This is a genomic window from Diaphorobacter sp. LR2014-1, from assembly GCF_002916785.1.
Taxonomy (GTDB): domain Bacteria; phylum Pseudomonadota; class Gammaproteobacteria; order Burkholderiales; family Burkholderiaceae_C; genus Diaphorobacter; species Diaphorobacter nitroreducens.
This window is the reverse complement of record NZ_MTBE01000001.1, coordinates 361,753-375,425: the sequence shown is the minus strand read 5'-3', so window position 1 is coordinate 375,425 and position 13,673 is coordinate 361,753. Positions and strand designations below refer to the sequence as shown.

General features: G+C 70.1%; 10 protein-coding genes and 1 pseudogene. 8 read left to right on the top strand and 3 right to left on the bottom strand.

Going from position 1 to position 13,673, the window contains the following annotated elements:
* The first annotated feature begins 229 nt into the window (after window positions 1–229).
* Together BV908_RS01725 and ssb are read left to right on the top strand one after the other, a co-directional pair.
* A complete protein-coding gene (locus BV908_RS01725) occupies window positions 230–1,411 on the top strand; it encodes an MFS transporter (RefSeq protein WP_103737054.1) in 1,182 nt (393 codons plus the stop codon).
* A gap of 134 nt (window positions 1,412–1,545) precedes the next feature.
* Window positions 1,546–2,091 (top strand): single-stranded DNA-binding protein, encoded by a 546-nt coding sequence (gene ssb, locus BV908_RS01720; RefSeq protein WP_103737018.1) that lies wholly within the window; start codon window positions 1,546–1,548, stop codon window positions 2,089–2,091.
* Between the two features lie 107 nt (window positions 2,092–2,198).
* Here ssb and BV908_RS01715 read toward each other — a convergent pair whose 3' ends face one another.
* Window positions 2,199–3,860, bottom strand: a complete 1,662-nt coding sequence (locus tag BV908_RS01715) for an L-lactate permease (RefSeq protein ID WP_088888060.1) — start codon at window positions 3,858–3,860, stop codon at window positions 2,199–2,201.
* A 238-nt stretch (window positions 3,861–4,098) separates the two neighbouring features.
* Window positions 4,099–5,238, bottom strand: coding sequence for a tRNA 2-thiouridine(34) synthase MnmA (gene mnmA / locus BV908_RS01710; protein ID WP_103737017.1), 1,140 nt, complete (start codon window positions 5,236–5,238; stop codon window positions 4,099–4,101).
* Between the two features lie 149 nt (window positions 5,239–5,387).
* Between mnmA and BV908_RS01705 the strand changes: the two genes are divergently transcribed.
* From BV908_RS01705 to BV908_RS01690, 4 genes are all read left to right on the top strand, one after another.
* On the top strand, window positions 5,388–6,362 hold the full coding sequence (locus BV908_RS01705; RefSeq protein ID WP_103737016.1) for a LysR substrate-binding domain-containing protein: 975 nt from the start codon (window positions 5,388–5,390) through the stop codon (window positions 6,360–6,362).
* A gap of 159 nt (window positions 6,363–6,521) precedes the next feature.
* Window positions 6,522–7,961 (top strand): FAD-dependent tricarballylate dehydrogenase TcuA, encoded by a 1,440-nt coding sequence (gene tcuA / locus BV908_RS01700; RefSeq protein WP_103737015.1) that lies wholly within the window; start codon window positions 6,522–6,524, stop codon window positions 7,959–7,961.
* A gap of 5 nt (window positions 7,962–7,966) precedes the next feature.
* Complete coding sequence (tcuB, locus tag BV908_RS01695; protein WP_011807152.1) at window positions 7,967–9,193, top strand: tricarballylate utilization 4Fe-4S protein TcuB; 1,227 nt, start codon at window positions 7,967–7,969, stop codon at window positions 9,191–9,193.
* An 84-nt stretch (window positions 9,194–9,277) separates the two neighbouring features.
* Window positions 9,278–10,255: a tripartite tricarboxylate transporter substrate binding protein gene (locus BV908_RS01690; protein WP_103737014.1), complete on the top strand. Its 978-nt coding sequence runs from the start codon at window positions 9,278–9,280 to the stop codon at window positions 10,253–10,255.
* A gap of 141 nt (window positions 10,256–10,396) precedes the next feature.
* Here BV908_RS01690 and BV908_RS01685 read toward each other — a convergent pair whose 3' ends face one another.
* Window positions 10,397–10,882, bottom strand: coding sequence for an NUDIX hydrolase (locus BV908_RS01685; protein WP_047349257.1), 486 nt, complete (start codon window positions 10,880–10,882; stop codon window positions 10,397–10,399).
* Between the two features lie 103 nt (window positions 10,883–10,985).
* Here BV908_RS01685 and BV908_RS01680 point away from each other — a divergent pair, with 103 nt between their 5' ends.
* Both BV908_RS01680 and BV908_RS01675 read left to right on the top strand, forming a co-directional pair.
* The gene (locus BV908_RS01680) at window positions 10,986–11,372 is read left to right on the top strand and encodes a hypothetical protein (RefSeq protein WP_041836129.1); all 387 of its coding nucleotides are present in this window, start codon (window positions 10,986–10,988) and stop codon (window positions 11,370–11,372) included.
* A 101-nt stretch (window positions 11,373–11,473) separates the two neighbouring features.
* A pseudogene (locus BV908_RS01675) lies at window positions 11,474–13,583 on the top strand (TonB-dependent copper receptor).
* The last annotated feature ends 90 nt before the right edge of the window (window positions 13,584–13,673 follow it).

Sequence of the window (13,673 nt, the reverse complement as noted above, 5' to 3'; positions counted from 1 at the left end):
CGGCCGGAGCGCCCTGGGCGTCAGTCTGGTAAGCCATGCAGATGCTCCCAAAAAAATAGCTGTTTGCGCTCATCTGTATTGCATCTGACCGCGATTTCATGCCCAATTCGCCACACGCCGCGATGGCCCGCCCTGCCGCATGCGGCCCGGCCATGGGCGAGAATCACCGCTTTGACTTGCCCCCGCGCCCGTGCCGGACACCACCACACCCACTCCGCCCTCCACCGCCATGACCCCGATGGAGCGCCGCGCCAGCGTCAGCCTGGCGCTGATCTTCGCGCTGCGCATGCTGGGCCTGTTCCTGGTGCTGCCGGTCTTTGCCCTCGAAGCCCGCAAGTACCCGGGCGGCGACGACCCCGCCCTGGTGGGGCTGGCCATGGGGATCTACGGGCTCACGCAGGCGGTGCTGCAGCTGCCGCTGGGCATGGCGTCGGACCGCTTCGGGCGCAAGCGTGTCATCGTCCTGGGGCTGCTGGTGTTTGCCGCGGGTAGCCTGCTCGCCGCGCTGGCCGACTCGGTGATGGGGCTGCTGGTGGGGCGCGCGCTGCAAGGTGCGGGCGCGGTGTCCGCCGCCGTCACGGCGCTGCTGGCCGACCAGACACGCGACGCGGTGCGCACCAAGGCCATGGCACTGGTGGGCGCCAGCATCGGGCTGATGTTCGCCATCGCCCTGGTGGCGGCGCCGCTGCTGGCCGCGCACATCGGCCTGGCCGGCCTCTTCGGCCTGACCTGCGCGCTGGCGCTGGGCGGCGTGGCCGTGGTGCTGTGGATGGTGCCGCCCGAGCCGGTGCAGCATGCCGACGCACCGCGCGGGCGCCTGGCCGACGTGTGGCGCCATGCCGACCTGCTGCGCCTGAACCTGGGCGTGTTCGTGCTGCACACGGTGCAGATGGCCATGTGGGTGGCCGTGCCGGCCCTGCTGGTGCAGGCCGGCTTGCCCAAGGACGCGCACTGGCAGGTGTACCTGCCGGCCGTGGTGCTGTCCTTCGTCGCCATGGGCGGGCTGTTTGCCATGGAGCGGCGCGGGCGGCTGCGCGCGGCGCTGCTGGTCGCCATTGGGCTGGTGCTGGTGGTGCAGATGGGCTTTGGCCTGCTGGCGGCCGGAGGGGCTGCGCCATCGCTGATGCCGGTGGCGGCGCTGCTGTTCATCTTCTTCTGCGGCTTCAACGCGCTGGAGGCCACGCAGCCCAGTCTGGTGTCGCGCATGGCGCCGGCCAACCTGCGCGGCGCGGCGCTGGGCGCCTACAACACGCTGCAGTCGCTGGGACTGTTCGCGGGCGGCGCGCTGGGCGGCGCGCTGGCGAAGTGGGCGGGCGCGCCGGGATTGTTCACCGCCACCGCCGTGCTCACGGCCCTGTGGCTGCTCGTCACCTGGCCGCTGCGACCGGTGGGCCGCGGCGGCAGCCACTGATTTTTTCACCCTCCGGCGCACCGGCGGCGTGCAAGCCGCTATGCTGCGCACCTGCGGCCTCGCAGGGGTCGCCTGTTGGACTCATCTGGCCCGGAACCCTTCCCTGCCGTCCGGGCTAAGCACAAGGATTTTTCATGGCATCCGTGAACAAAGTCATCATCGTCGGCAACCTGGGGCGCGACCCCGAGATGCGCACCTTCCCCAGCGGCGACCAGGTCGCCAACGTGCGCATCGCCACGACGGACCGCTGGCGCGACAAGAACACCGGCGAGAACAAGGAAGCCACCGAATGGCACAGCGTGGTCTTCAACGGCCGCCTGGCCGAGATCGTGGGCCAGTACCTGCGCAAGGGCTCCCAGATCTACGTGGAAGGCAGCCTGCGCACGCGCAAATGGACCGACCAGAGCGGCCAGGAGCGCTACACCACCGAAATCCGCGCCGACACCATGCAGATGCTGGGCAGCCGCCAGGGCATGGGCGGCGGCCAGGGCGGCGGCTATGACGACAGCGGCTACGGCGACAACGGCGGCGGCGGTGGTGGCGGCTACGAGGCCCCGCGCCGCGCCGCACCCGCGGCCCGCCCCGCCCCCCCCGCGGCCCGCCCCGCCCCCGCGCCCGTGGCACAGCCGCCGCGCGCCGCATCGGGCTTTGACGACATGGACGACGACATTCCGTTCTGATTCGGCCTCGCACCAAGCACAACGGGCGCCCCAGGGCGCCCGTTTGCTATTGCAGTGATAGCTGCTCGCGCTGGATGGACAAGCGCTGCAGCCCAAAAACACTCAAATCAGTGCACCACCATGAGGGAGAACGGCCAGACATAGGCCTGCATCGTCACGTACAGGCCCACCAGGCAGGCCAGCGCGATGGAGTGGAAGAACACGTAGCGCAGGATGTCGCCCTCGTGGTCGAACCAGCGGGTGGCGGTGGAGGCCACGACGATGGACTGCGCGTCGATCATCTTGCCCATCACGCCGCCCGAGCTGTTGGCTGCGCCCATCAGGTTGGCCGACAGGCCCAATTGCTCGGCTGCCACCTTCTGCATGCCACCGAAGAGCACGTTGGAGGCCGTGTCCGATCCCGTGAGCGCCACGCCGATCCAGCCCATGAGCGTGCCAAAGAACGGGTACAGCACGCCGGTATTGGCAAAAGCCAGGCCCAGCGTGGTGTCGGTGCCCGAATAGCGCGTGAGCGTACCCAGCGCCAGCATCAGCACGATGGTGAGCAGCGAGTAGCGCACCAGCCAGAAGGTGCGGAAGAACGTGGTGACGATGGCCACCGGGTTGTACTTCATGACCAGCGCGCTCACCACGGCCGACAGCAGGATGCCCGTGCCGGTGGCCGACAGCAGGTTCAGCGTGTAGACGGCGGCCTCCTTGTGCGGCGCTGGCACCACGGGCGGCACCTTCTCGATCAGGTTGTGCAGCCCGGCCATGGGGAAGGCCGGCGCGAAGATGCCATTGAGCCAGGCCTTCACCGAGGGCAGGCCCCAGATGAACACGAACACCGACAGGATGACCCAGGGAGTCCACGCCGCCACCAGCGCCTGGGTGCTGTGGCGCTTGACCGGCTGCGGCGGCTTGGCCTCTGCGGCGCTGGGGTCATGCCCGCGCAGCGAGGGCGACGTCCACACCGTCTTGGGCTTCCACACGCGCAGGAAGGCCACCAGGCAGACCATGGATACGATGGCGGCGATGATGTCCACCAGCTCTGGCCCGATGAAGTTGGACACCAGGAATTGAGGAATGGCGAAGGACACGCCCGTCACCAGGATGGCCGGCCAGATTTCCATCATGCCCTTGCGGCCGGCGAAGGCCCAGATCAGCCAGAACGGCACCAGCAGCGAGAAGAAGGGCAGCTGGCGGCCGATCATGGCCGTCACCTCCATCAGGTCGTAGCCGTGCACCTTGGCCAGCGTGATCACCGGCGTGCCCAGGGCGCCAAAGGCCACCGGCGCCGTATTGGCGATCAGCGACAGGCCCGAGGCCGCCAGCGGCGAGAAGCCCAGGCCGATCAGGATGGCGGCCGTCACCGCCACGGGGGTGCCGAAGCCGGCCGCGCCTTCAAAGAACGCGCCGAAGCAAAAGGCGATCAGCAAGAGCTGGATGCGGCGGTCTTCCGTGATGCCCGACAGCGAGTCCTGCAGCACGGCGAAGCTGCCGTTCTGCTCGGTGAGCTGGTGCAGGAAGATGATGTTCAGCACGATCCAGCCGATAGGCAGCAGGCCGGTGAAACCACCGAACAGCGCCGCACGCCCGGCCATGTCGCCCGGCATGCCGTAGACGAAGACCGCCACAAGCAGCGCCGTGATCAGGCCCATGCCTGCCGCGATATGCGCCTTGATGTGGAAAAAGCCCAAGGCCGCGAGCATGACCACCACCGGCAGCGCGGCCAGTGCGGTGGAGATGACCATATTGCCCAGTGGGTCGTAGATTTGTTGCCAGACCATAGCCTGTGCCCCTGTTGTTGTCCCGGTTTTGGAAGGAGAAATGCCTCGCACGCCCAGTACCGGAGGTCAACCGGCTGGAGCGGCGCGGACGAGACTGTAGAAAGCCCGCCCGCGACGCAGCGTGAAAAAACCGGAGACCGGTGCTGAAGCAATTTCACACCATAGCAGGGACTCAGGTCCGGCATCCCGGCTATTCGGGTATCCCCTGATGCCGCCTACGCCCCCCCGGGGCGGGCTTTCAGCCGTTCACGGCCGCAATCACCCCACCGCCCAGGCACACCTCACCGTCGTACAGCACGGCCGACTGGCCCGGCGTCACGGCCCACTGCGCCTCAGGGAAGTGCAGGCTGAAGGCGTCGCCCTGTGCGGCCAGCACCGTGCAGGCGGCGTCCTGCTGGCGGTAGCGCGTCTTGGCCGCGCAGGCGCCTGCTGCGGGCGGATGGCCGGCAATCCAGCTCGCGTCCTGCGCATCCAGTCGGTGCGACAGCAGCCACGGGTGATCGTGGCCCTGCACCACGCGCAGGGTGTTCGTCTCCAGCTCCTTGCGGGCCACGAACCAGGGCGCATGGTCGCCGCCGCCGCGCACCGGCTGGCCAGACGGTGCTTTCGCCCCGGCGCCTTTTTCCTTGACACCGCCGATCCCCAAGCCCTGCCGCTGCCCCAGCGTGTAGAACGACAGGCCCACGTGGCGGCCCAGCTTGCGCCCGCGGTCGTCCAGGATGGGGCCGGGTGCATGCTGGATGTAGCGGTTGAGGAACTCGCGGAACGGTCGCTCGCCGATGAAGCAGATGCCGGTGGAGTCCTTCTTCTTGGCGTTGGGCAGGCCGATGTCGGCAGCGATGCGGCGCACCTCGGTCTTGTGCAGCTCGCCCACGGGGAACAGCGTCTTGGACAGCTGCGCCTGGTTCAGGCGGTGCAGAAAGTAGCTCTGGTCCTTGGACGGGTCCAACCCCTTGAGCAGCTCGAACAGGCCCGTGGCCGGGTTCTGACGCACGCGCGCGTAGTGGCCGGTAGCGATCTTCTCGGCGCCCAGGCGCATGGCGTGGTCCAGGAAGGCCTTGAACTTGATCTCGGCGTTGCACAGCACGTCCGGGTTGGGCGTGCGGCCGGCCTGGTATTCGCGCAGGAACTCGGCGAATACGCGGTCCTTGTACTCGGCGGCAAAGTTGACGTGCTCGATCTCGATGCCGATCACGTCGGCCACGCTGGCCGCGTCCAGGAAGTCCTGGCGGCTGGAGCAGAACTCGCTGTCGTCGTCATCTTCCCAGTTCTTCATGAAGATGCCGACCACCTCGTGGCCCTGCTGCTTGAGAAGGTGCGCCGTGACGGCGGAGTCCACGCCCCCCGACAGGCCCACCACGACCCGGTGTTTTTTCATCGCCCGGCCGCCCCAAGAGGAAAAGCGGCCCCTCTGGGGGGCAGCGACCACACGAAGTGGGGAGCGTGGGGGGGATGTTTCATAGGTGTGCGATTATCCCAGCCCACCCCGGCCGGGCGGCGCCTGGGGTCAACCGGGTGTTGGAGACGATGGAACTGCGGCAATTGCGATATTTCGTGCGGGTGGTGGAGCTGGGCTCCATGAGCCGCGCCGCGCTCGACCTGAACCTGGTGCAGTCCGCGCTGAGCCAGCAGATCACCCGGCTGGAGGGCGAGCTGGCCACGCGCCTGCTGCACCGCACGCCGCGCGGCGTGGCCCCCACCGAGGCCGGGGCCGCGTTCTTCCGCGAGGCGCAGCTCACCCTGCGCCATGCCGAGCAGGCCGTGCGCGCCGCCCAGCAGGCGCGGCTGTCGGGCACCGTCACCGTGGGCCTGGCGCCCACCACCTCGGCGCTGCTGGGGCTGCCGCTGATGCAGGCCATGCGCGCGCGCTACCCCGACGTGCGGCTGCACATGGTGGAGGGCATGTCGGGCCACCTCTCGGCCATGCTGCATGCGCGCGAGCTGGACCTGGCCGTGCTGTTCGACTCGCGCCTGCACCAGGCGCAGCTGGCCGGGCGCACCCAGCGCTGGCAAATCCAGCCGCTGCTGGAAGAAGACCTGTTCCTGATGCGCGGCGCCGCCGCCCCGCGCCTGGCCGCCGAGGTGGCGATCACCGAGCTGCGCGAGGAGCCGCTCATCCTGCCCACCGGCCCGCACGGCCTGCGCAGCACGCTGGACACGGCCTTTGCCAGCGCGGGCATCGCCCCGCATGTGGTGCTGGAAGTGGACTCGCTGGCCATGGTGATGGCCGCGGTGGACGCCGGCCTGGGCTCCACGCTGCAGCCCTGGGCGGCACTGGGCCGCTACCCGGACGCGGCCACGCGCTTTCAGTGCGCGCGCCTCACGGGCGCGCCGGCGCGGCGCGTGAACCTGCTGTGCGGCCTGCCGGACGAAGAGCTGTCCCCCGCCGCACTGGCTGCGCGCGTGGTGCTGCTGGACTGTGCCCGCGGTCTGGTCACCGAGGGCCGCTGGATCGGCACCTCACTGCTGGCGCAGGCACCGGCAGGGGTTCCCGCCCCGTAGCGGCTGCTTTCGGGCGTCGCGCCCGGGCGCGCAGCCATCACCGTTCGTGATACCCCCATACCCGCCCGCGGCTGCACGGCTGGCGGGCCGCTGCCTACAGTCCACGCTCGACTGCTGCGCCCCTCGCCCCTGCCTGGCGCGCCCCCACGAGCGAAACCTATGCAATCTCCCCCGATGGACACCGATGTCCTGGTCATCGGCGGCGGCAACGCCGCCCTGTGCGCCGCGCTGATGGCCCGCGAGGCCGGCAGCCGCGTGCTGCTGCTGGAATCGGCCCCGCGCGCCTGGCGCGGCGGCAACTCCGCCCACACCCGCAACCTGCGCTGCATGCACGACGCGCCGCAGGACGTGCTGGTCGATGCCTACCCTGAAGAAGAGTACTGGCAGGACCTGCTGAAGGTGACCGGCGGCCAGACCAACGAGCACCTGGCGCGCCTGGTGATCCGCGCGTCCAGCACCTGCCGTCCCTGGATGCGCCGCCACGGGGTGCACTTTCAGCCCGCGCTGGCCGGCACGCTGCACGTAGCGCGCACCAATGCCTTCTTCATGGGCGGCGGCAAGGCGCTGGTGAATGCCTACTACCGCAGCGCCGAGGCGCTAGGCGTGCAGGTGCGCTACGAATCGCCCGTGGAGCGCATCGAGATCGAGAACGGCACCTTCCAGGCCGCTTGGGTGAAGGGCCAGCGCATCACCGCCAAGAGTTGCGTGCTGGCCGCCGGCGGCTTCGAGTCCAACCGCGAATGGCTGCGCGAGGCCTGGGGCCAGAACGCGCACGGCGAGTGGCCGGCGGACAACTTCCTGATCCGTGGCACGGCCTACAACAAGGGGGTGCTGCTCAAGCACCTGCTCGACGACCACGGCGCCGACCGCATTGGCGACCCCACGCAGGCGCACATGGTGGCCATCGACGCGCGCGCGCCGCTGTACGACGGCGGCATCTGCACGCGCATCGACTGCGTGTCGCTGGGCGTGGTGGTCAACCGCGAGGGCGAGCGCTTCTACGACGAGGGCGAGGACTTCTGGCCCAAGCGCTATGCCATCTGGGGGCGCCTGGTGGCGCAGCAGCCGGGGCAGATTGGCTACTCCATCATCGACAGCAAGGCCATCGGCCGCTTCATGCCACCGGTGTTCCCCGGGGTGAAGGCGGACAGCCTGCCCGCGCTGGCCGAAAAGCTCGGCCTGCCCATAGAGACCTTCATGCAGACGCTGAACGTCTACAACGCCGCCTGCCGCGTGGGCCAGTTCGACCACACCACGCTGGACGACTGCCATACCGAGGGCGTGGCGCCCGCCAAGACCCACTGGGCGCGGCCCATCGACACCGCGCCGTTCTACGGCTACGCGCTCAAGCCCGGCGTCACCTTCACCTACCTGGGCCTGCACACCGACGACACCGCCGCCGTGCGCTTCGCCGACAAACCCAGCCGCAACCTGTTCGTGGCGGGCGAAATGATGGCCGGCAACGTGCTGGGCAAGGGCTACACCGCCGGCGTGGGCATGTCGATCGGCACGGCCTTCGGTCGCATCGCCGGGCGCAACGCCGCGCTGGCCGCCGCGGGCCAGGCTGCCGCGCACGGCGCGGTGAACGACGAGGGCTGAACACCATGCAAACCCTGAAATCCCTGACCGACGAAGCGATAGGCCTGGCCCAGGGCGGGCCCGCCCGCGTGATTCCCATCGTGCCCGCGCCGGCGCAGAGCGCCGCCGAGACCGAGGTGGCGCGGCAGATGCAGATCTGCAACGCCTGCCGCTACTGCGAGGGCTTTTGCGCCGTGTTCCCGGCCATGACGCGCCGCCTGGACTTCACCCAGGCCGACGTGCACTACCTGGCCAACCTGTGCCACAACTGCGGCGCCTGCCTGCACGCCTGCCAGTACGCCCCGCCGCACGAATTCGCCGTGAACATCCCGCAGGCCATGGCCCAGGTGCGTGGCCAGACCTACGCCGACTACGCCTGGCCGCCCGCGCTGGGCCGGCTGTACCGCCGCAACGGCCTCACGCTGTCGCTGGCCCTCGTGGCCGCGCTCACGCTGTTCCTGGTGCTGGGCGCCGCGCTGCAGGGCGGCGGGCTCGGCGCGCTGTGGGGCGCGGACCTGGGCGGCAACTTCTACCGCCTGTTCCCGCACAACCTGCTGGTGGGCCTGTTCGCGCCGGTGTTCCTGTTCGTGGTGTTGGCTTTGTCCATGGGCGTGCGCCGCTTCTGGAAGGACGTGAAGCCCGCCACCAGCGGCGCCGACGTGAGCGCCCCCGCCGCCACCGAGGCCGCGCACGACGTGCTGCGCCTGAAGTACCTGGACGGCGGCCATGGCGACGGCTGCCACAACGAGGACGACGCCTACACCCTCAAGCGCCGCCGCGCGCACCACCTCACGTTCTACGGCTTCCTGCTGTGCTTTGCCGCGACCTCGCTGGCCACGGTGTACCACTACGTTTTCGGCTGGCCGGCGCCCTACGAGGCACCCAGCATTCCCAAACTGCTGGGCGTGGCGGGCGGCGTGATGCTGGTGCTGGGCACGATCGGCCTGTGGTACCTGAACCGCACACGCCACCCCGCGCACGGCGACGCCGCGCAAAAGCCCATGGACCTGGGCTTCATCGCCCTGCTGTTCCTGGTGGCCGCAAGCGGCCTGGCGCTGTGGCTGGTGCGCATCACCCCGTCGGCCGCGCCCGCGCTGGCCCTGGTGCTGTGCCTGCACCTGGGCGCGGTGATGGCCCTCTTTGCCACGCTGCCCTACGGCAAGTTCGCCCACGGCGTGTTCCGCACCGCCGCGCTGCTGCGCCACACCACCGAAAAGCGCCAGCCCAACCCGATCGGGCTGGGCAGCGATTGATTGCTTCTAAAACCATAGCTGTTAGCGCTTGATGGATAAGCGCTAGAGCACCATTTGACTTACAACGACTAAAGGAGCCTCGCCATGAAAAAACGCACCCTGATCCAGGCCGCCGCCGTGGCCCTCACCTCCGTCGCCTGGGCCGGCCCGGCACTGGCGCAGGACTTTCCGCCGGCCAAGCCGGTCACGCTGGTCGTGGGCTTTGCGCCCGGGGGCGCAGCCGACGCGGCGGCCCGCCTGATCGCCAAGAAGCTGGCCGAGAACATCGGCCAGTCCGTGGTGGTGGAGAACAAGGGCGGCGCGGGCGGCAACATCGCCCACCAGCAGGTTGCCGCGGGCGCATCGGATGGCACGGTGCTGCTGTTCGGCTCGGTGGGTCCGCTGACCATCGCGCCGCACCTCATGAAGCTGCCCTACGACCCGTTCAAGGACCTGGCGCCGATCTCGGGCGGGGTGTACTTCCCCAACGTGCTGGTGGTGCACAAGGGCGCGGGCGTGAAGACCCTGGCCGAGTTCGTGCAACTGTCCAAGGCCAAGCCCGGCAGCGTGGACTATGCCTCCACCGGCGCGGGCTCGGCCTCGCACCTGGCGGGCGAGCTGTTCAACCAGCGTGCCGGCATCGACATGGTCCACGTGCCCTACAAGGGCGGCGCCCCCGCGCTGCAGGACCTGCTGGGCGAGCGCGTGACCAGCTACTTCGCCGCGCCGCCCACCGCCATGCCGCACGTGGAGGCGGGCAAGCTGATCCCGCTGGCCACCACGGGCCTGACGCGCCCGGCCTACCTGCCAAACATCCCCACGGTGGCGGAGTCGGGCTTCCCGGGCTTTCAGGCGCTGAACTGGTATGCCTTCGTGGCCTCGGGCAAGACGCCCGCGCCGCTGCTGGAGCGCTGGAACAAGGAGATCGTGAAGGCGCTCAACGACGCCGGCGTGAAGGAGGCCCTGAACAAGCACGGCCTGTCGCCCCACCCCACCACGCGCGCCGAGCTCGCCAGCTTCATGAAGAAGGAATACGAGCAGTGGGGCGCCATCGTGCGCGAGCGCAAGATCACCGCGCAGTGACCTCCCCATGAGCAGCTGCGCCGCATCCCCCTGCTCTCGCTTTGCGAAAAGGAGGGGCGACGGCCAGTGACCGTGCCAAGCCCGCGCCACGGCGTCTGCTGGCTTGGCTGGCGCTGCGAGCCAAGCCCAGCGCCCTGATCCTCAGCCCGGCGTCCGCAGCACGCTGGCGTCGGTGTGGATCAAGTCCAGCGGCGCGCGCCGGCCGGCCAGGTAATCCTCGACGCACTGCAGCACCAGCGGGCTGCGGTGGCGCGCGCTGCAGCTGCGCAGCTCCTCGGGGGTGAGCCACACGGCGCGCAGGATGCCGTCGTCCAGCGACCGCCAGGCGTGGTGCGCGCCCACATTGCCCGCAAACGCAAAGCGCAGGTAGGTGATGTCGTCCCCCGTGCGCGTGCGCGTGAAGCGGTTCAGGTACACGCCCACCAGCGCCGTGGGCTCGAAGTCGTAGGCCGTCTCCTCCAGCACCTCGCGCACGCAGGCCTGGATGGGCGACTCGCCCGGGTCCAGGTGGCCCGCGGGGTTGTTCAGCCGCAGCCCGTCGGCCGTGTCTTCCTCGACGAACAGAAAGCGGCCCTCGCGCTCGACGATGGCGGCCACGGTGACGTTGGGTTTCCAGCGGTTTGGCATGGCCGCGATTATCACCAGCGCATGTGGACACTTTCTGACGGCTTGCGCTGGGTCAAGTTCCGGCGCGCCCCGAACGCGCAGCGCTCGGGATAATCCCCACCCCATGCTGCAGCGCATTCGCCACCACCGACGCCTGGGCTCCGCGGTCCTCGCGGTGTTCGTGTGTGCGTGGCTGGTGGCGCTGTGGGCCAACGTGCAGGTGCGCCAGGCGCTGCCGGCAGTCGACCTGGCGCACCTGGACGTCTGCTTCGCCGCACCCGCGGGTGGCCCCGCGCCGCACGCCGACCCGGCTGCGCACGACAGCCACCATGCCGACCCCGGCTGCCTGCTGTGCATTGCCCTGGCCACACCGCCGGCGCTGACGCTGGCCGCCCTGCGCCCGCCCGCCCCGCACGTGCACCCCGCACAGCGCAGCCGCGCGCCGGCCGTGGCGGCCTGGCGCGCCCAGGCGCCGCTGCCCCCGCGCGGCCCGCCTTCCACCCACGCCTGACTGCAACCACCCGCCGGCCCCTGGGGCAGGCGCCTTCCGTTGTTTGCCTGCGCGCTGATCTGCCGCCCCCGCGGCCGAGCAGCGCCGGGCGTGGATTTCTCATGACTGCATATTCCTTCCGCGCGCCTGCCTTGCGGTGCGCGCCCCTGTCCTCGCACCTCACCCCCTGCGCGCTGGCCTGCGCGCTGCTGCTGGCAGGCCCGGCCCTGGCCGCGAACGACGCCGTGAACAACGCCGTGAACGACGCGGCCGCGGCCCCCGAGCACACGCTGCGCGACGTGGTCGTCACGGCCGTGCACGACCACTCGCCCGTGCAGGTGATGGCCGACCCCAAGCAGCCGCGCCAGCCCGTGCCGGCCAGCGACGCGGCCGACTACCTCAAGACCATCCCGGGCTTCTCGGCCATCCGCAGCGGTGGCTCCAACGGCGACCCGGTGTTCCGCGGCCAGTTCGGCTCGCGCCTGCCGCTGCTGACCAACGGCACGCAGCTGCTGGGCGCCTGCCCGGGGCGCATGGACGCGCCCAGCTCCTACATCTCGCCCGAGACCTACGACACGCTCACCGTCGTCAAGGGGCCGCAGACCGTCGTCTGGGGGCCGGGCACCTCGGCCGGCGTGGTGCGCTTTGACCGCGAGCGCCCTGACTTCACCGAACCGGGCGTGCGCCTCAGCGCCAGCCTGCTGGGCGCCAGCGCCGGGCGCAACGACCAGAACGTGGACTTTCAGGCCGGCAACGCGCAGGTGTACGTGCGCGTGACCGCCAACCATTCCCACGGCCAGGACTACAAGGACGGCGACGGACGGCGCGTGCCCTCGGCCTGGGACAAATGGAACACCGACGTGGCGCTGGGCTTCACGCCCGACGCCGACACGCTGCTGGAGCTGAGCGCCGGCACGGGCGACGGCGAGGCGCGCTACGGCGGGCGCGGCATGGACGGCACACAGTTCAAGCGCGAGAGCTGGGGCCTGCGCTTTGAGAAACGCCACCTCACACCCTGGCTGGCCAAGCTGCAGGCACAGGTCTACGGCAACCGCGCCGACCACGTGATGGACAACTTCACGCTGCGCACCTTCCAGCCTGGCGGCAGCATGTCCATGCCCATGGCCAGCAACGTGCGGCGCACCACCGAGGGCGCGCGCGTGGCCGCCACGCTGCAGTGGCAGCCCGACTGGCAGCTGGAGACGGGTCTGGACGCGCAGCGCAGCCCGCACGACACGCGCAGCGGCACGCCCAGCGTGCCCTATGACGGCAAGCCCTGGATGCGCGACGCCAAGTTCGAGAACCTGGGCGCATTTGCCGAGCTGTCATGGCAGGCCCAGGCCGACACGCGCTGGGTGGGCGGCCTGCGCCTGGACCGCGCCGAGGCCTGGCGCTACCGCTGCCCCGAGCGGCATGGGCGGCATGGCCCCGGCGGCCGGCGCGGACCACCGCACGCGCTCGGCCATGCCCAGCGGCTTCGTGCGCTGGGAACGCACGCTGGCGCCGCAGGGCGCGCTGGTCTACGCGGGCCTCGGGCACGTGCAGCGCTTTCCAGACTACTGGGAGCTGATCTCCCCCGGCAACAGCGCGGCCAGCGCCGGCAACGCCTTCGCCACGCTGCGCCCCGAGAAGACCACGCAGCTGGACATGGGCGCGCAGTGGAAGGGCGCGGACTGACAGCTGTGGACCTCGGCCTATGTGGGCGTGGTGCGCGACTACATCCTGTTCGACTACACCGGCATGAAATCGGCCGTGCGCAACGTCGACGCCCGCACCGCCGGGCTGGAGTTGGGCGCCAGCCAGCGCCTGGGCACGGCGTGGACGGCGCAGGGCACGCTGGCCTACAGCTGGGGCCGCAACACCAGTGAAGGCCGCCCGCTGCCGCAGATGCCGCCGCTGGAGGCACGCCTGGGCCTGGAATACGCCCAGGGGCCGTGGAGCGCCGGCGGCCTGTGGCGCCTGGTGGCCGCGCAGCACCGCCATGCCAACGGCCAGGGCAACGTGGTGGGCCGCGACCTGGGCGCAAGCGCCGGCTTCGGCGTGCTGTCGCTGCACGCGGGCTACCGCATCAACGCGCAGCTGAAGCTTGCCGCCGGGGTGGACAACCTGCTGGACAAGAACTACGCCGAGCACCTGAACCTGGCGGGCAACGCCGGCTTCGGCTACCCGGGCGGCGTGCGCATCAACGAACCCGGCCGCACGCTGTGGCTGCGCGCGGACCTGCAGTTCTAGGCTTCGGAGGTAATTAAAAAGATAGCTGGTCGCGCTTGCTGCATGGGGCATTCAGGAACAAAACGTTCTGAAATCCTTTGATGGCAAGCG

Coding starts and splice junctions, on each gene's coding strand:
- BV908_RS01685 (WP_047349257.1), bottom strand. CDS start 10,882: ATGCCAAACCGCTGGAAACCCAACGTCACCGTGGCCGCCATCGTCGAG.
- mnmA (WP_103737017.1), bottom strand. CDS start 5,238: ATGAAAAAACACCGGGTCGTGGTGGGCCTGTCGGGGGGCGTGGACTCC.
- BV908_RS01715 (WP_088888060.1), bottom strand. CDS start 3,860: ATGGTCTGGCAACAAATCTACGACCCACTGGGCAATATGGTCATCTCC.
- BV908_RS01725 (WP_103737054.1), top strand. CDS start 230: ATGACCCCGATGGAGCGCCGCGCCAGCGTCAGCCTGGCGCTGATCTTC.
- BV908_RS01690 (WP_103737014.1), top strand. CDS start 9,278: ATGAAAAAACGCACCCTGATCCAGGCCGCCGCCGTGGCCCTCACCTCC.
- BV908_RS01680 (WP_041836129.1), top strand. CDS start 10,986: ATGCTGCAGCGCATTCGCCACCACCGACGCCTGGGCTCCGCGGTCCTC.
- BV908_RS01705 (WP_103737016.1), top strand. CDS start 5,388: ATGGAACTGCGGCAATTGCGATATTTCGTGCGGGTGGTGGAGCTGGGC.
- ssb (WP_103737018.1), top strand. CDS start 1,546: ATGGCATCCGTGAACAAAGTCATCATCGTCGGCAACCTGGGGCGCGAC.
- tcuB (WP_011807152.1), top strand. CDS start 7,967: ATGCAAACCCTGAAATCCCTGACCGACGAAGCGATAGGCCTGGCCCAG.
- tcuA (WP_103737015.1), top strand. CDS start 6,522: ATGCAATCTCCCCCGATGGACACCGATGTCCTGGTCATCGGCGGCGGC.